A 19,413-nucleotide genomic window follows, 5' to 3' on the forward strand; every position below is an offset into this window, starting at 1 on the left:
TCCGCTTTAAATAAAAGTTTAGTGAAGTAATCCCTCACGCAATTCACGTTAACGAGAACGCTTCCAACAGATTAAAATCCGTTGCTACAATATGTTCCGAGCCTAAGGCTCTCTTACGCTAAAGTTCCAGAGGAACGATTTATTTTGTAGCGACGGATTTAAAAACGCAATATTTTCATTCCAACGAAAGGAGAAATTACACACGTCAATCAACAAAGACTTAAAACTTTCTGAACGGAATTTCTAATGTGATTTCAATTTTCTTCAAAATGACAAAAGAGCGCAAAAATTAAAGTCTAACATCTTTACTCTTTCTTCTTTACTCTTTCTTCTTTACTCTTTCTTCTTTACTCTTTTTTCTTTGTTCTTTACTCTTTTTTCTTTGTTCTTTACTCTTTTTTCTTTGTTCTTTACTCTTTTTTCTTTGTTCTTTCTTCCCTCACTCCGAAATAAAACACGAAGCCGGTAAATTCGCCTTATTGAACAAATCAGACTGAATTGTATTTCCCCACGCAAATCGAACTTTCATAGGATTTGCTACTTTTTTACTTGTCAAAATCACCTGATTATTTTTTATCGATGCTTCTGCCGGATAAAAAGCTCCATCAGCGCCCGCTACTTCAAATTGATTCGGTTTTTTGTTTTTAAAATTCAACCCATCGGCATCATCAAAAAAAACGACTGCTTTGTTCTTCTCTATTTTTAAAGCTGTAAAAAGAGGTCCGTTTACCAAATTAGAATTGATTTTATACGTATTTGCCAATGCTAAATTTGCCAGACGAATTCCAACCGACTTTTTATCCTTTGGGTGAATATCTATCGTATCCGAAACATCGCTAATGACAACCATTCCGGTATTATTGACTTGTTTTAAAATCTTTCGTTGCGAATTTCGAAGCGTAACATTAGAGAAGTTGTTGCTACCTGTTTTATAGGGTGCAATTTGTACGTAATAAAACGGAAATTCGTCATTCCAGACTTTTCGCCATGACGTAATCAAAGCCGATAACGTTTTATCATAAACTTCTGAACCCACATTCGATTCTCCCTGATACCAAAGAGTTCCTGCAATTTTAAAACCAGCAAGTGGATAAATCATCGCGTTATAAGCACGCCCGGGCTGACGCGGCCCATATTCCTGTTCGTTTAATTTTTTGGCATTTTCCAATAAAACAGCATCATTCTGAACAACTTCTTCCGGCATCCAGATTTCTGCAGGAGTTCCGCCCCAATTCGAAGAAATTAATCCGATGGGAACATTTTTTAAATCTTCACGCAAGCGTTTGGCAAAAAAATAACCAACTGCGCTAAAGTTTTTCATAGTTTCAGGAGTTGATTCTGTCCAGTTCCCCAATAAATTATTCTGAGGTGTTGTCGCCGTTAATTTTGGAACCGTAAAAAACCGAATATTAGGATTCGTGGCATTTTTGGCTTCTTCTTCGCCATTATCGATTCCCCAGCTGGCTGACATTTCCATATTGGACTGACCGGTGCAAAGCCATACTTCGCCAATTAAAATATTTTTCAGCACCACTTCATTGTATCCTTTTATCGAAATCGTGAAAGGACCTCCGGCTTCGGGCGTTTTGATCTTTAGTTCCCATTGTGCCTGATTGTTTGCCGTAACTTTGTATTCCTGATTGTTCCAGCTCGAAATTAATTTGATTTCTTCTTTTGGATTGGCCCAGCCCCAAATTTTCACTTCAGAATTGCGATGCAATACCATATTATTACCAAATATATTCGGAAGGGAAACGTTTGCCATCATAGTGCCGGAAATCAGAATAAAAACAAACTTAAATATATTATTTTTCATTTAGCAAGTTTTTTAAAAACGGACCATATTCAGCAGCCATAATCTTATGTTCGGCAATATTTGGATGTCCGGAACAACCGCTTGGTGTCATGGGTTGGAATTTGAAAATCAAGATAGTTTTATGTGATTTATCAGCATCAAATTCCGTTTTTATCTTATTCAGGCAATCTTCAAAAATAACTGCATTTTCTCCATTCACCATTGGGCTGTTGGTCAAAACCACTTGTGTATTTGGGTTGTGCTCATACAACATTTTTATAAAATTGATATAATTAGAAACAAACTTTTCCGGATCAAAAGGCAAACGTTCTTTTTTGCCGTCACCATTCGAAAAATCATTGGTTCCTAATGCAATACTGATAATATCAGGCTGAAAAGAAAAATCATATTTCGGTTTGGATGCGTCTTTTGTCAGGTATAAATTCTCATAAACGGCAGGCATAATCGCTACATCAGGATTTTCATCATTCCAGTTGCGGTAAATTCCGATTCCGGAAACAGAACTCAATAAATAGTCTGTATCCATGTTTCTGGAAAGAATTGGCCCATAAGCAAAATACCCGTTATGATGGTCAAAGTACTCGCCTTCGTTACACGGAGTTGTTGACGAATCGTTTGCTGCGCCACAGGTTATAGAGTCACCAATGAATTCGATTTTCTTTTTCTTAACCGCGGTTACAGTCATTAATTTTGCCGTTGTTCCTGTAAACAAGACATTTCCCATAATCGCCTCAGTAGCTTTATAAATGGTTAACGTATGCACTTTTTGTTTGGAAGTAACTTTAATCTCAAAAGATTGCACAGGACCTTTTTCGACCCTGACTTTCCCCATATATTGTCCGTCTAATTCTAAAGCAACATAATTATGATGGTCCCAGGAATCAATACTCTGTAATAAAACAGCACACTTTTTTCCGGAAAAATTAAACGTCACCGAAGATGCAGTTCCTATCAAAACAACATTATTATTCTGCAGAACATCAACTCTTCCTGCATACAAAAAAGTATTTGTTGTATTTTGTGAAGTAGCAGCAATCGAAATCAGTAAAAAGACAATTAAAAGCGGTATTTTTTTTAGATACATAATTTATTTGTTAAAATATAAATGTGATTCACAAATATATCCGAATTATATCTTGCAGAAAGATACTAAAATGTCAAAATGCAATAAAAAAACACCAAAACGGTTTTTAATTTACAGGCTACGGATTTTTAACCCCAAACAACCTATCTTTATAGATTAACTAATACCCATTTCCAATGAAAATAACGCCAATCTTTCTTCTCCTAAGTATTTCATTTTCTTGTTTAAACATAAAAAAAGAAAATCAAACTATATTTGCCCAGATTGAAAAAACGCAAACTGAAACTGACAGGGATTCAATTATTAACTATGCTCAGCAATATCTGGGAACACCTTATTTATATGCAGGGAATGACCCCTACAAAGGATTTGACTGTTCCGGTTTTGTGAGTTATGTATTTCATCATTTTGATATTAATTTACCAAGAAGCTCCAGTGGTTATAAAAATATTAGGAGTGACATTGGCTTCGGATGATTTTAAAATTGGGGATATTTTAGTTTTTTACGGCTACAAAGATAAAACAGTAATAGGTCATCTCGGCATTATTTGTGAGGCCAACGGCATGGAGTCAAAATTCATACATGCATCATCGGGAAAAGCAGGAAGTGTAACAATCAGTGAACTGGATTCTGAACATTATAGCAAACGTTTTTATAAATGCATTACTGTTTTACCTAAATAAACTAATTTCATTCATAAAAAAAACTCCAGTCATTTAACATGACCGGAGTTTTTCACCTTTATAATAATCAACCTTTATTTTAGATAACAGTACCTTTTAAAGTAAGGATTTTTGGAGTAGTTTCAGCACTTGTTGTAACTGTAACGGTTTTAGTAAAAGCTCCTTTATTGGCTGCGTTATAAGTTGCCGTAACTTTTGCAGATTTGCCTGGAAGAATTGGCTCTTTAGTATAATCTGTTGCTGTACAGCCACATGAACCTTTTACATTGGTAATAACAACTGCCGTTTTTCCCGTATTTTTAAATTCAAAAACAATAGCTTTTGGTGTTCCTTGTGGAATTTGTCCCACATCTATGCTTTCAGCTTTCCATACAACAGTTGATTCAGTAACTACAGTTGTTGAATTTGAAGTTAATGCCTCTACCGGTGCAATTGCTGAGAATGACATTAATCCCAAGGCTAATGCCAACATCGAAATTTTAAAACTTTTCATAGTATATTTATTTAATTGGTAATGGTTCAATTTTATATTTCAAAAGTAATACAGATAAAAACAATTCCCTGTTAAGCGGTTTCAAATGTTTGTTAATGACTTGTTAACTGGTGTTTTTAATTTAAAATTTGACTAATATTACACTTTCTAAAAACCGTTTTTCTTGAAAATAAATAAACTCAACAGCATCATTATCCTGGGATTAATAGCCATTATTGGCATATTGGTCGCACAATTGCTATGGACAAGAGAAGCATTCACCCTGGAACAGAAAAAATTCAGTCAGAAAACACACATAGCCTTACTTGAAGTTGTCAAAAAATTATATGAAGGCACTAATCATGAATTGCCGGCACAAAATCCGGTGCAGAAAATTGCCAATGATTATTACATCGTCAATATTGATAATGATTTTGAACCTGATATTCTGGAGTTTTATCTGAAAACGGAATTCAAAAAAATGAATATCACTACAGATTTTGAATACGCCATGTACAATTGCCAAAGCGACGAAATGGTTTATGGAAACTACATTTCATTATCTCAAAAAGGAAAAGTAAAACAATCTGTTTATTTCCCAAAACACAAAAACCTGATTTATTATTTTGCTGTCCGTTTTCCAAATGAAACGAGCTATTTATTTAGTTCGATGCGTTTTTGGTTTGTGCTTTCCATCGTTCTGATTCTTATTTTACTGATTTATGTTTATTCGATTTTTACACTTTTACAGCAAAAAAAGTATTCCGAATTACAACGTGATTTTATTAATAACATGACGCATGAATTTAAAACACCTTTGTCTTCAATTTTAATTGCTTCAAAATACTTAAGTGAGCAGAATTCTATTAAAGACGACAAAAAGCTGCATACTTACACTACTATCATTATCAATCAGGGACATAAGTTAAATCATCATATTGAAAAAATCCTGAATATTGCCAAATCTGATTATACAACATTGGAGCTAAAAAAAGAACCGGTTTCAATTGTTCCCTTGATTGAAGAAACAATTGAAAATATTGTATTGAAATATCCTGAAGCAAAAATAAAAATTGAGACTTCAGAAGATTATAAAATTGACACAGATGTTTTTCATTTTACTAATCTAATCTATAATTTACTGGATAATGCTGTAAAATATTGCGATACAAATCCTGAAATCACAGTAAGAATAACTGTAGATAATTCTGCTTTAAAATTGAAATTTATTGATAATGGTATCGGAATATCTACAAAAAACATTTCATTTATTTTTGATAAATTTTACCGTGTACAAAACGAAAAAAGCAACGAAGTAAATGGTTTTGGGCTTGGATTATATTATGTAAAAAAGATTTGTGATTTACATAATTGGAAAATTTCAGCAGCAAATAACTTACAAAAAGGTATCACGATAACACTGGAAATCCCTTATAAAAATGATAAAAAGTAAAATTCTTTATGCCGAAGACGATGAAACTTTGGCATTTTTAACAAAAGATAATCTGGAACAGAATAATTATGAAGTAGTTCATTGTTCTGACGGGAAATCAGGATTGGAATCTTTTAAGAATGACCATTTCGATATTTGTATTCTGGATATCATGATGCCAAAAATGGATGGTTTTGAATTGGCAACTGAAATCAGAAAAAGCAATACCAATATTCCGATCATTTTTCTTTCTGCCAAGACCTTAAAAGAAGACAGACTAAAAGGATTGCGCCTGGGTGCTGATGATTATTTAGTTAAGCCCTTCAGTATTGAAGAGTTACTTTTAAAAATAGAAATTTTCCTCAAACGTTCACAAAAAATTACCTCAACCTCAATACAAAAAACAATTTATGAAATTGGAAAGTATCAATTCGATACTCAAAATTTCTTTCTCTTCAATGAAAATGAAAAAATTGGTCTTACACAGCGCGAAGCTGAACTTTTGAAATTATTTCTTGACAATAAAAACAGCGTTTTAAAAAGAGAGCAAATATTAACATCGCTGTGGGGAAATGACGATTATTTTACGGGACGAAGCCTGGATGTTTTTATTTCCCGATTACGTAAAATTCTGGTCAACGAAAAAGGAATTTCGATTGAGAATTTACACGGCATTGGTTTTCGTTTTAGCATTGAAAGTTTATAAAACCAACAATCCAAACCCGCGCAAGGTATTGACTGGCTTAGAATACCAGAACAATTCAAAATCATCTAAACTAATTTCAAAATCATTTTTTATTTCCTGAAAAGTATAGTTTTTTGCGTTTGAAATGGTAATTTTTTTCAAAATTTCGATCAGCCATTCACCTTCCTTTTTATTGGTCTGAATGTTGAAACTTTCTTTTTTATCATGAAAAGTAAAAGTCATCATTTCCCAGGTTTGTCCTTTTTTGGATTTTGTAAAATGCTCTACCGAAGGCTTCCCTCCTAGCCAAACCACTTTTGCATTGGGTTTTGTATTAAAATCATTTCCTTGGTCAAGGGCATTAAAAATAAAATCGGGATCTATTTTGGTTTTCGGAATTTTAAAGTCAAACCAATCCTGCAATTCATAGTCAAAACAGATTCCGTGCATGAAATTAAAAAGTGATTTTTTTAATCCAAAACTAAATTTATCGTGATTGATTCCGGTAGAATCAGTATAATCAATATCATTATTGGCAAAAGTTCCAATGACTTCCGTTACTTTTTTTACGCCAAATTTCTCCGGATACAAACCAACCGGGCTATGAGCCGTCATCGCAAACTGATGCCAAAAACCCGATTGCAGAATTCCTGCTTCAAATAACTGACGCACCATTTCAAGGCTGTCAACCGTTTCCTGAATAGTCTGAGTTGGATATCCATACATCAAATAAGCATGAACCATGATTCCGGCTTCGGTAAAATTGCTGGTTACTTTTGCAACTTGCTCCACCGTTACGCCTTTATCGATCAATTTTAATAATCGGTCTGAAGCGACTTCTAATCCTCCTGAAACTGCAATACAGCCGGACGCTTTTAGTAACAAACATAGATCTTTGGAAAAACTTTTCTCAAAACGGATATTTGTCCACCACGTTACGGCAAGTTTTCGTTTTAAAATTTCAAGTGCCAAGGCTCTCATTAATGCCGGAGGAGCTGCTTCATCGACAAAATGAAAACCATTCTGACCGGTTTGCAGTATCATTTCTTCCATACGGTCGCACAATAAGTTGGCTGCAACAGGTTCATAAACTTTTATATAATCTAATGAAATATCGCAAAAAGTACACTTACCCCAATAACAGCCATGCGCCATTGTTAGTTTATTCCAACGTCCATCACTCCACATTCGGTGCATCGGATTTACGATTTCGATTACCGAAATATATTTATCCAAAGACAGATCAGAATAATCCGGAGTTCCAACAAATGCTTGTTTATAATCGTTTTTTAAGGAATTGTTCTTGTAAATAACCTTTCCGTTTTCTAACAAAAAAGTCCTTTTGTAAGATTGATGTTCCGGATTTTCAATACTGGCAATTAATTCTTCAATTGGAACTTCGCCATCATCCAAAGTAATAAAATCGAAGAATTCAAAAACTCGTGCGTCTGAAAGCGAACGCAATTCGGTATTCGGGAAACCTCCGCCCATCGAAATCTTTATTTCCGGATGATGTTGTTTAACCCATTGTGCAGATCGAAACGCACTATATAAATTCCCGGGAAACGGAACAGAAATTAAAAATAAAGTAGGTTTTACAGCTTCAATCTTTTCTTTCAAAAGAGAAATCAAAATCGAATCAATATATGTAGGTTCCTGTTGCAAAGCTTCATACAATTCGTCAAAAGAGTTAGCGCTCCTTCCTAAACGTTCTGCATATCGGCTAAAGCCAAAATTTTCATCAACACATTCCACAATAAAATCCGAAATATCTTCTAGATACAAAGTGGCTAAATGTTTTGCTTTATCCTGCGTTCCCATAGTTCCGAAAGCCCAGTCAAGTTCTTCTAACTGTACAAAACGAGAAGCTTCCGGCAGAAAGTCTTCCTGACAGATTTGCAATGCCAAAGTTGGATTTTTTCCCTGCAAAAACTGAATGACAGGATCAATTGTTTTGATGTATTCGTCCTGTAAAGCGAAAATTCTTTTACAGTTGTCAGTTGTTGGTTGCTGGTTGCCGGATTCAAATAAATCTTGCAATCCTTTTTTCGAAAACAATTCTAATATTACATCAATACCCAAATCAGCCTGAACGGATTCGATATTTTTGGTATTCAAAAAACCTTTTATATACGCTGTTGCCGGATACGGAGTATTCAGTTGGGTAAATGGAGGAGTTATGACGAAAAGCTTTGTATTCAAGGCGGTATTATTTTCTGCAAAAATACGGGATATTTAGTATTATTTGACAAAAGAAATAACTCCTAATTATTGGGCTAAAAACATGAAATATATCAGGTTTTTATTTTTTTAATATAAAAACTTACAAAACACTTTTTTTTTATTTAAAACTTAGTTTTTTAATTACATTTGCCTACAAAATTTTCTTAATGAAACTTAAAATTACTCTCTCATTTATTGTATTTCTCCAATGTGTTTTTGTTTTTTCACAAGAAATCAATCCAAATTCGTCCAATAATTTTTTATTAGAAGATAAAAATGGCCATTTAATTCAAAATTTGGAACAGCAAAAACAATTTTTAAAAATTAGGGAAGAAAAAGTGAAAGCAGAAATCCTGAATTTGAAAAAAGTAAATCTGAATTCGAAAAAGGGAAATTTGACTTCAAAAACAGAAGCTATACTTCAAGCAGTAGAAATGTGTACTAATGGAGGTTTTGAGCAATATGAAAATATAGACGGAAGTAGTTATCTTAAGAATTTTCTTTACACAATAGGCGATCCTCCTGGCCCAACACAATGCCGTTCAATCACCAATACCGCCGATTCATACATCAATCGTTATAACCCTAATAATATGGACATTATGGCAACTGGTGTTACAGCAAATTTGGTTGACCCATATATAGGAGATATTAAAGCATTTGATCAATATGCCCTTAAAATTAATCATGAAAACTCATCTACTTATGGTTCTATTGTTCAAAGTAAAAGGTTTAAAACAAATAATGAAAATTATCTGAAATTTAACTACAAAGCTGTATTACAAAGCGTATATGACGACAGCCATGCTGATAATCAGGCATTTGTAAAAGCAAGGATTTTAGATAAAAATAAAGTAGTTGTAAATGAATTTTGTTTGGTAGGAGATGAAAAAAACTGCATTTTCTCCAAAGTTCCGAGTCAAGATTCTTATTATGTTACCTTATACACTACCAATTGGCAATCTGGATTTTTGGACATTTCATCAATCCCAAATAATGAAGAATTTACCGTTGAATTTATGGCTTCAAGATGTGGATTGGGTGGGCATTTTGGGTATATGTATGTTGATGATATTTGCTTATTACATTCCTCAGAGAATTTTCAAGGTTCTGTAGAGCTTGATCCTTTGAATAAAGTTTGTCCTGGTTTACCGATTTCAGTGTGTGGCACTTATACTGTTCCTAATTCTGGAGGAATTTCTGCAACAGTAAAAAAAATTACTTTAACTATTTACAACAGCAATAACGTTTCTGTCTATACTACATCAACTACCTCAAGCATAGACACAACAAATAAAAAGTTTTGTTTCACACTGAATGCCACTAATTTTCCAAATAGTACCAATGCAAATTACAATGTAGGAGTACAGGTAGATTATGATATTTCCGGAACCTCTTGTACAGGAACTACATTTAATTCTGCCATAGATCCTGACGCAAATCCCGGATGGGATATTTCTTTTTTGAATTGTACTTCAAGTTGTAATATTAATGTAACCAATGCAAAAATATCTCAATGTGATGCTAATCATGACGGAAGTGAAAATTTTGATTTGTCCAAATTAAATTCTTTAGTGGTATCTTCTACTACGGGTTTAAATTTTAGTTATTTCAAAAATTACAACGAGGCAGGGGCCAACTTGAATGCTATCGCTAATTTTACAAATTATCCAAGTTCAAGTGCTTCTATTTTTGTCAGGGTGAGTAAGGATGCAACTTGTTACAAAATAATTTCTGCCAGTTTAGAGGTAAGAAATCCCACGGCAAATATTTCAGGTATTCTAAATGTTTGCTCAGGAAGCACTGTATTGACAGCTTCTCCAGGATCTTCATATCTATGGAGTACAGGAGAGACCTCACAAAGTATTACGGTAACTTCGTTAGGAAATTATTCTGTTACTGTTACTGATTCTTTTGGATGCAGTAGCGATGCAAGTGTTACTATCGAACCGAGCCAAACTGCTGTATCTCCTGTCTTGCAGATTACGCAACCCTCTTGTTTTGCTTCCACAGGAACAATAAAAATAACTTCAACGGCATCACAATATAGTTTTGATGATGGTGTAACCTGGAGCACAAACAGCACAAAGAGTAATTTGTATCCAGGTAACTATTTAGTAAAAATAAAGACAATAAATGGATGTACTTCCTATTCTCAAAGTGTAACTATCACAGCTGCTTCTACTTCGTATCCAAATTACAATTACAACAATCCTTTATTTTGCGGAGATACTGGCAGCATCACCATTACAACTCCAGCTACATACTATAGTTTTGATGATGGTGTAACTTGGGGCAATAATTCTACTGCTACCAGTCTTTTGCCCGGAAATTATAAAATTCGTACCAAAGATTTACAAGGCTGTATTTCTTCTGCCAACAATGTACTCCTTAGCAGTAATACGCTAGAGATTCCAACTTATACTACGACACAGCCTGCTTGTACTATAAAAGGAAGTATTACCATTAATACAGTTTCGGATTTTTATACTTTTGATGGAGGAAGCACATGGGTTACAAGCAACAAAATGGGCAATTTAAACACAGGAAGCTATTCTTTAGGGATTAAAAATGCTTTAGGCTGCACTTCCAATTATACTTATGTTTATTTAAATGATTTTGAATATTCCTATCCTGAATATACTACAGAGCAACCTGTTTGCGGAAGAGATGGAAGTATTACTATTACTACAATAGCAGATTTGTACAGTTTTGATAATGGAGTAACCTGGACTAGTAATAACGTTAAAATTTTACCTTTTGGAAACTATCAAATAAAGGTAAAAAACGGTGCGGGATGTATCAGCTCTGCTAATTATGCTAATTTATATCAGCCTTACCTGAATTTGCCAGTTATTAGCGTGGAACAGCCAACTTGTGGTGTAAACGGGAAAATCACTATCAACTCATTATCCGATTTTTATAGTTTTGATAATGGTGCAACCTGGACAACTCTCAATTCAAAATCATTGCCTCCTGGTGTTTATTCAATAATTGTAAAAAATAGTATTGGTTGTATCTCTTATGCAAATAGTGTTTATTTAAATAATCCAAATATAGATTCCCCTAATTATACTGTTGTTCAGCCCACTTGTACGACCTCGGGTAGCATTACAATAAATACAGTTGCCGCTTTTTATAGTTTTGATGGAGGCTATACCTGGGGAACTTCTCCTTCCAAATCAAATCTGAATTCTTATGAATACTATAACCTAGCAATAAAAAACAATTTAGGATGTATTTCTAACTATGTAAGTGTTTCTATAAACGACCCAAAACTTCCTAATCCAGATTATACCGTTACCAACCCAAGTTGTGGAAATATTGGCAATATTACATTCAACACCATTGCAGATTATTATAGTATAGATTATGGTGCAACATGGGGTACAAGTAATACTTTTAATAATTTAAAGCAAGGGTATTACTATTTAATGATAAAAAAAGCGAATTGTACGTCCAATATCATTCAAATTTATATGGATAACTTGAATTTGGCACAGCCCAATCTTACCATAGTTCAACCAACATGCGGAACAAAAGGCAGCATTAAAATCACTACTAAAGCTGATTTTTACAGTATCGACGGTACAAATTGGGGGACAAATCCTCTTTTTTCAAATCTTTTACCAGGATATTATTCCCCAAGAATCAAAAATAACCAAGGTTGTATTTCTAACTATAACTCAGTATTGCTTCAAGAATTTTATCTCCCTGTTCCTACTTTTACAACAACACAACCCACTTGCGGAAAGGGAGGAAGCATAACCTTTACTTCAACTGAAGCACAATACAGTATAGACGGAGGAAATACCTGGAGTGTCAATCCAGTATTTACTAATCTAAATCCAGGCTCTTATTATTTAGTAATAAAAAATACTTCTGGGTGCACATCTTATACATATGGTGTATACGCTACCTTACAACAATATTATTTACCAAACCCGGATTTTACAATAATTCAACCAAGTTGTGGCATCAATGGAAGTATTACTATTGCAACAGTTGCAACTTCTTATAGCTTTGACAATGGCTATACCTGGACTACAAACCCAGTTCTTTCCGGACTTACTTCTGGCTATTACACCATTATGATAAAAAATGCAGCTGGCTGTAAATCTAATTATGTATCGATATATATCAATCCTTATTATCTTCCCAACCCAAATATAAAAGTGGTACAACCCAGCTGCGGAAATGGAGGAAGTATTACCGTCACTACTCCTGCTGACAAATATAGTTTTGACGGAGGCACCACCTGGACTACTAATCCCATTTTACTAAATCCTACATCGGCATCTTATACTGTCCTAATTAAAAATGCAACGGGTTGTAAATCAAACTCACAATATTTCTACATAAATGAATATTACTTACCCTCGCCAAATATAACCACCATTCAGGCCACTTGCAGTACTCCTACCGGAACTATAATAATAAATTCTACCGCAGATCAATACAGTTTTGATGGAGGAACAACCTGGACTACTAATCCAGTAAAGAAAAATTTAGCTGGTGGTTCTTATAATGTATTAATAAAAAACACTTCAGGTTGTACTTCATACAGCGCTTATTCTTATATTTATACTCCTCCTGCAATTCCTGCAGCACCCACTGCAAAGATAGTTCAACCTTCTTCTTGCGGGGCCACTGATGGCAGTATCACCATAACAACACCAGCCATAAGTTATAGTTTCAATGACGGAAACAGCTGGACAACAAGCCCAACAAAAATAAATATAGGAGCTGGTACTTACATTGTTAAAATCAAAACAAATTCATATAGTTGCGAATCACTAACAACTGCAGTGAATTTGAGTTCCGGTACCACAATTGCGGCACCTGCTTTTACTGCAACCCAACCCAACTGTAGCTCATCAAAAGGTGCTATTACGATTACTACAAATGCTGCAACTTATAGTTATGATAATGGATTAACCTATGTTTTTTCTAATACAAAAACAGATCTTTCCCCAGGAATTTATTTCATAAAAATTAAAAATTTAGCGGGTTGTGTTTCAGATGCTGCTTCAATCACTATTTCACCATTATCAGCACTTCCAGCTCCTGCCTACAAAGTAATTCAACCAAATTGTACCAATTTTACAGGATCAATTTCCATTGATACCGTAGCCGATTTTTACAGTTTTGATAACGGAATCACATTTGGGACATCCAATACAAAATCTAATTTATCACCAGGAACCTATAATTTAGTAATTAAATATAATACGGGTTGTATTTCTCTTGGCACACCCGTCACTATAGATACTGCTCCTACAATTCCTGAAGCACCACAAGTTGTAGTCACAGACCCAATAGGTTGTAGTTCAGCTAAAGGCAGTATTATGGTTTCTACTGTTGCTAATCTATATAGTTTTGATGATGGTGCTACCTGGAATATCAGCAATACTGCTAGTGTATCACCAGGAAATTATTTTATCCGAATAAAGTATACAAATGGTTGCGCTTCTGTTGCCTATAAAGCTACCATTAATACACCACCAAACGCTCCTTCATCTCCAACTTTAAATGTTTCTCAACCTATTAGTTGCAGTAATCCCTTTGGCACAATTTTCATTACAAGTACGGCTTACCAATACAGTTTTGATAATGGTACAAATTATTCGACCAATCCAAATTCAGGAAATTTAATCGCCGGAACCTATCTGGTTCGTGTTAAAAATAGTAGCGGTTGCGAATCTGCTCCATCATCTATAGCCATTAATCCTCCAACAGATTATCCTGACAATCCTACATTCACAACTATTCAGCCCGATTGTAATAATCTTAAAGGTGCTATTACAATTACCAGTACTGCGCCAGAATATAGTTTCGATAATGGTGTTAGTTGGACTACAAATGCAGGTCAATCAAACCTTGACCCAAAAAACTATTTTATTAAGGTAAAAAATAATGATGGATGTGTTTCAAATGCGACCACAGTTACCATAATTCCTTTTACAAATTTTACTCAAAAACCTACTTTAACAAACCCTCAAACTTTCTGTATTCAACAAAATGCGACTTTAAATTCAATTACCATCACGGGACAAAATATAAAATGGTATGATGTTTTGACCAATGGAAATCTTCTTGCTAATACCATCCTGATACAAAACGGCATCACTTATTACGCTTCTCAAACTATCAATGGTTGCGAAAGTGAAAGAATTCCTGTAACAATAAACATTCAAAATACTCCTCTTCCAACAGGAAATACAAATCAGCCTTTTTGTTCGATGCAAAATCCCACAGTAGCCAATATTCAAATCACAGGAGATCAAATAAAATGGTATGATGCATTAAATAATGGTTCCTTAGTATCCAACACAACCAATCTTCAAAATGGTAAAACGTATTTTGTAACACAAACTATCAGCGGTTGTGAAAGCGAAAGATTTGGAGTTACCGTTTCAATCGTAAATACACCTTCTGCCCCAACAGGAAATCTAAATCAATCATTCTGTAAAAATGAAAATGCAAAACTGAGTAATATTCAAATATCAGGACAAAATATAAAATGGCACGATACAAATATTGCAGTGGCCACTTTACCCAATACTACTTTACTGGAAAACAACAGAACCTATTATGCTTCCCAAACTGTAGGCTGTGAAAGTGACAGAACACCTGTTTTGATTAGAATATACGATACAGCATCACCAACTGGAAATCGTAACCAACAATTTTGTATTGATGAAAATGCAACCATTGCCACTTTGAACATTTTAGGAACATCTGTAAAATGGTATGATGCGGCAACCAATGGAAATATATTATCCCAAACAACTTTACTTCAAAATGGTGTATATTACGTTACACAAACATTAAACAATTGCGAAAGTGAAAGACTTCCCATTATTGTAAAAATTCAGGATACCCAAATTCCAATTGCTGATTCTCCACAAACATTCTGCATTCAAAAAAATGCAAAAATTAGCGATATTAATATTACTGGAGAAAATATAAAATGGTTTGAAAGCATATCTTCTTCTGTTGGTTTATCTGAATCAGCTTTACTTGAAAATGGAAGTACCTATTATGCTTCTCAAACTATAAATAATTGCGAAAGCGACAGAATTTCTATTTCAATAAATATTCTTGAAGCTACAACTGGTGATTGTATCAATTTTGTTGATGAACTTCCATTTCCAAAATTCTTCACACCAAATAATGATGGTTATAATGATACCTGGACAATTGATTTTGCTTATTTAAAGCCTAATACCGGAATTCGAATCTTTGATCGATATGGCAAATTCCTTAAAGAATTATCTGTAAATACTGCCTGGGACGGAACATACATCGGACAGGATGAACCTGCTTCCGATTATTGGTTTACCGTTACCCGATTTAATGGAACTGAATATAGAGGCCATTTTAGCCTGAAACGATAAAACTTTAAAACGAAGAAAGGATGTCAGTTATGACATCCTTTCTTTTTACTTGTTCTTCTTATTCTTCTTATTCTGCCTGTCTTTTTTTGAATCACCATTGCATTTTTTGTTGAGCCTTTTTTCTGTTTCTTCTATAATGTAATCATAAGAAGTATTGATTGTTGAAAGTTTTACCTTTTTAATCACTTTCAAAGCTTTCTTAAACTCCTGCTGACTTTCTAAAAGAATCACTTTCTTCAAAAGAATTTCTATTTTATTGATTCCTTTGATAGTTAATGCAAAATCAATCAGTTTTGATGCTTCTTCGTAATCCTCATTCAAAATTAAGGTATGAATATAAAAAGGATATACTTCTAAAGCATGAATATTAATCGAAAGCGCCTTTTGAAAATACTCTTTGGCTTCTTCAAATTTCAATAACTGATCAGAAAAGACCTGACCATATAAGCATAATGCCATGGTATTTTTATCATCATAAGACAAGGCATAATCCAATGATTCGATGGTTTCCTCCAACGAATAAGGATAACTGTCCAAAGCCTGAAAAAGATATTTATCTACTGTTTTCATAATTTGTTTTGTTTGGAAATGCAAATCAGGAATCATTCATTATCGAAATAATCTTCTCTTTTTAATCTTTGCCTTTCCTGTTTGTAATTTTTTACTTGTTTGTATTTTTTAAAATCTGAACCCTGAAAAACCCGAATCGGATTACCCCTTTGAATCTGCAATTGATTCATCCATTGCGACTGAAATTCGGCTTTGAATTGTTTGACGGTTTCATCTTTAAATTTCTGCAGTAATCTTTCGGTTGCCAGTTTTTTATTCTGATGCTGTGAACGTGAATCCATAGCAACCACACTAATTCCCGTAGAAACATGAGTCGCCCTAACGGCCGAACTTACTTTATTCACGTGTTGTCCTCCGGCTCCGGAACTCCGCATGGCCTGATATTGAATATCCTTTTCTGCAATTTCGGTCGTTGTTGCTTTATCAACTTCAAAAATTCCGATAAACCAATTTTTACGTTTATGAAATTTCCTAAACTGACTCTGTCCAATCCATTGAATAGTTCCAATCCATGAATTTACAAATTCACTCAGATTATCACTTTGCAGTAAAATTGTTGCCGTTTCTACGGTTCCGTTTTCAATTCCTGTTTCTCTCTGGAGCAAAGTTGTTTTTATTTTATTGTCATTTGCCTCTTCCAGAAAAGTTTTCAGCACCTGAGCCACGACCCAGCTACATTCTGCCGGGCCGCGACCAGATGTTATTTGAATTATTTTTTCCATAATTATCTGTCCATTCTAACGATTTTTGGTGTAAATGTGCCTAACACATCCACCAGTTCCGTTTGGTTTGCCATTACTTTATTAATGTCTTTATACGCCATTGGTGCTTCATCGATATTACCGCCAATTAAAGTCACTTCGTTTGCTTTTAGCACTTTTTTGATCTCGCTTTGAGTAAAGGATTCTTTGCATTTTCTACGGGAAAACAATCGCCCGGCACCATGAGAAGCAGAATTTAAACTCTCGGCATTTCCTTTTCCCTGAACAATGAATCCCGGGGCGGTCATTGAACCGGGAATAATTCCCAGCTCCCCTTCATTTGCAGGAGTTGCTCCTTTTCGGTGAACAATGGCTTCCTTGCCGTTTACCATTTCTTTCCATGCAAAATTGTGGTGATTTTCGATTGTCACAACAACCCGTTTACCAATGGCTTTTGCAATTCGGCGATGAATATCATCATGGCAGGCTTTTGCATAATCACCGGCCAAATTCATAGCCATCCAGTATTCCTGACCATCATGTGTATTCAAATCGAGCCATGCCAGATGCTGTACATTTTTAGGCAACGGACATTGTTTGGTTGCCAGATACGTATAATGTTTTGCAATATTGGCACCCAAACCTCTTGAACCACTATGCGAAAGCACAGCAAAATATTCACCAATACCAATTTTCCATTCATTAAGCGGATTGGTGATTTTTGCAATTCCAAATTCTACAAAATGATTTCCTCCACCGGAAGTTCCCAGTTGTTTGTATGCTTTTCCTAACAGACTTTTTATAAGCGGAATATCCTGAAACTCACTTCGGCTAAACACCTCATGATCTGCACGTATTGTATGGGTTTCATACATTCCAAACTTGGTATTGTCTTTTAAAATAGCTTCCAGCTGATGGTCTTTTCCTTTAAAAAAAGAGGCAGGAATATCAAAAATTGATAAACTCATTCGGCAGCCGATGTCTACACCTACACCATACGGAATTACAACATTATCTGTCGCCAGCACACCTCCAATTGGTAATCCATAACCTGAATGTGCATCCGGCATTAAAGCACCGGCAATTGAAATTGGCAATTTTAAGGCATCATATAATTGATACTTTGCCTGCTCATCGATTTCATTTTCTCCAAATATGGAGAAAGGTGCTCTTGTATTATTAAGCTGATGCATTCTCACCTGTACCGGATTTACTAATCCTTCCGCAACTTTTCCCCAGGTTCCGTGTCCCGTAAATTTTTCAGGAAACAGTAAAACATCTTTGGCTTCGGTTAAAATACTTTCTTTTTTTTCTCGTTTTCGGTATCTGTTTATTTGCCCTAAAGCTATATTGATACTATTATTTTTTGGAAAGCCTATTTTAATCAGGTCTTTTCCGGATAATTTATTTCCCATTATTTTTTATCTTTCAGAGTTTAACAACTCTCTATTTAAATTTTCTTTTTCTTCATTAAATTCATACATCAACGTATGAATTGGCTTATTAGTCAAAGGATTTTGATACTTCAAGATGTCTTTTTCTTTCCATCTTCTGTGTTTTACGCGACCATACACGATTTTCAACATTGAATAACGCAGAAAATTGTTCGTTAGATAATTCCTCAGATTAGCAATCTCGCTTTCCAAATCAGCATCAACCATTTTAGTATGTGTTATCATATTTGGTCTTACCCTTAAAACAAAACGCCATGGCTCCTCAAACACATAATAAGTTCTATAAGATTTCCCGTTGGGTGACCAACGCCCTACTTTATAAAAATGTGTTTGTTCCTTATCAGTTAATTCTAGCTTTGGACATAACCATTCGTATTCCAAAAAGTCTTTTACAGCTTGCCTTCTATCATTATACACATCCATCCCTTTCTTTCTTTTCTTATTTTTAAAAGATTTATCGGAAGCGTATTGAATTGTATTTATTTTTTCCAGCAACACATTGTAAAATACCGCATCGTTTGATTTGGCTACATCTTCTCTTAAAACAAAATAACGTTCCCAACCTTTTTGATAAGGTGTTACTAAAGGCAATAATGGTAAGGCACGATGCTTTTTCCAAAGTTCTTTTTCAAGTTTAGATAACTGAATTAATTCCTTTTCAAAATCTTTTTTAGCTAATTGTTTTTTCTTTCTTTTGGATTTTAAACGACTACAGTTTATGCAATCATCTAAAAGATAATTGTACATTTTAAAAAATTAATAATTTCTTCGTGCCAATATTGAAAATATAAGGCAATAGCATTTTTATCTGAAACAGATAAATAAAAGTTCTTGTAATCGGGAATTTTTGAAGTGTCTAGAATAAAAAAAGCCCGAAAGTTAGTTTCCTTCG

At 34.4% G+C, this 19,413-nt stretch carries 13 protein-coding genes; 5 read left to right on the forward strand and 8 right to left on the reverse strand.

Annotated elements, in window-relative coordinates; translation table 11 throughout:
• Positions 1-439 precede the first annotated feature (439 nt).
• Positions 440-1,816: a sialate O-acetylesterase gene (locus tag J2W48_RS12635; RefSeq protein WP_310281874.1), complete on the reverse strand. Its 1,377-nt coding sequence runs from the start codon at positions 1,814-1,816 to the stop codon at positions 440-442.
• Entirely contained in the window at positions 1,806-2,900 is a 1,095-nt protein-coding gene (locus tag J2W48_RS12640; protein WP_310281876.1) for an SGNH/GDSL hydrolase family protein, read from the reverse strand. The genes J2W48_RS12635 and J2W48_RS12640 overlap by 11 nt, the downstream gene beginning before the upstream one ends.
• Before the next feature lie 176 nt (positions 2,901-3,076).
• Here J2W48_RS12640 and J2W48_RS12645 point away from each other — a divergent pair, with 176 nt between their 5' ends.
• The gene (locus tag J2W48_RS12645) at positions 3,077-3,376 is read left to right on the forward strand and encodes a C40 family peptidase (RefSeq protein ID WP_310281879.1); all 300 of its coding nucleotides are present in this window, start codon (positions 3,077-3,079) and stop codon (positions 3,374-3,376) included.
• Positions 3,357-3,584 (forward strand): NlpC/P60 family protein, encoded by a 228-nt coding sequence (locus J2W48_RS12650; RefSeq protein WP_310281881.1) that lies wholly within the window; start codon positions 3,357-3,359, stop codon positions 3,582-3,584. Before J2W48_RS12645 ends, J2W48_RS12650 begins: the two co-directional genes overlap by 20 nt.
• 79 nt (positions 3,585-3,663) lie before the next feature.
• Here the strand turns inward: J2W48_RS12650 and J2W48_RS12655 are convergent, their stop codons facing one another.
• Positions 3,664-4,077, reverse strand: a complete 414-nt coding sequence (locus tag J2W48_RS12655) for a DUF1573 domain-containing protein (RefSeq protein ID WP_310281883.1) — start codon at positions 4,075-4,077, stop codon at positions 3,664-3,666.
• Positions 4,078-4,240: 163 nt separating this feature from the next.
• Here J2W48_RS12655 and J2W48_RS12660 point away from each other — a divergent pair, with 163 nt between their 5' ends.
• Positions 4,241-5,509: a sensor histidine kinase gene (locus tag J2W48_RS12660; RefSeq protein WP_310281884.1), complete on the forward strand. Its 1,269-nt coding sequence runs from the start codon at positions 4,241-4,243 to the stop codon at positions 5,507-5,509.
• Positions 5,496-6,194, forward strand: coding sequence for a response regulator transcription factor (locus J2W48_RS12665; protein WP_310281885.1), 699 nt, complete (start codon positions 5,496-5,498; stop codon positions 6,192-6,194). Before J2W48_RS12660 ends, J2W48_RS12665 begins: the two co-directional genes overlap by 14 nt.
• Here J2W48_RS12665 and J2W48_RS12670 read toward each other — a convergent pair.
• Positions 6,189-8,375, reverse strand: coding sequence for a B12-binding domain-containing radical SAM protein (locus tag J2W48_RS12670; protein WP_310281887.1), 2,187 nt, complete (start codon positions 8,373-8,375; stop codon positions 6,189-6,191). The genes J2W48_RS12665 and J2W48_RS12670 overlap by 6 nt on opposite strands.
• Before the next feature lie 188 nt (positions 8,376-8,563).
• On the opposite strand from J2W48_RS12670, the gene J2W48_RS12675 reads away from it, so the two are divergent.
• A complete protein-coding gene (locus J2W48_RS12675; RefSeq protein WP_310281889.1) occupies positions 8,564-15,796 on the forward strand; it encodes a T9SS type B sorting domain-containing protein in 7,233 nt (2,410 codons plus the stop codon).
• A gap of 45 nt (positions 15,797-15,841) precedes the next feature.
• Here the strand turns inward: J2W48_RS12675 and J2W48_RS12680 are convergent, their stop codons facing one another.
• From J2W48_RS12680 to J2W48_RS12695, 4 genes are read right to left on the reverse strand one after another with little or no spacing between them, the layout of a single operon-like run.
• Complete coding sequence (locus J2W48_RS12680; protein ID WP_310281891.1) at positions 15,842-16,366, reverse strand: tetratricopeptide repeat protein; 525 nt, start codon at positions 16,364-16,366, stop codon at positions 15,842-15,844.
• Between the two features lie 32 nt (positions 16,367-16,398).
• Positions 16,399-17,088 (reverse strand): peptide chain release factor H, encoded by a 690-nt coding sequence (gene prfH, locus J2W48_RS12685; protein WP_310281893.1) that lies wholly within the window; start codon positions 17,086-17,088, stop codon positions 16,399-16,401.
• 2 nt (positions 17,089-17,090) lie between these two features.
• Positions 17,091-18,482: an RtcB family protein gene (locus J2W48_RS12690; protein WP_310281895.1), complete on the reverse strand. Its 1,392-nt coding sequence runs from the start codon at positions 18,480-18,482 to the stop codon at positions 17,091-17,093.
• 6 nt (positions 18,483-18,488) lie between these two features.
• The gene (locus J2W48_RS12695) at positions 18,489-19,268 is read right to left on the reverse strand and encodes a hypothetical protein (protein ID WP_310281897.1); all 780 of its coding nucleotides are present in this window, start codon (positions 19,266-19,268) and stop codon (positions 18,489-18,491) included.
• Positions 19,269-19,413 lie beyond the last annotated feature (145 nt).

Origin of the sequence: Flavobacterium piscis (assembly GCF_031457575.1) — a bacterium.
Classification (GTDB): Bacteria; Bacteroidota; Bacteroidia; order Flavobacteriales; family Flavobacteriaceae; genus Flavobacterium; species Flavobacterium piscis_A.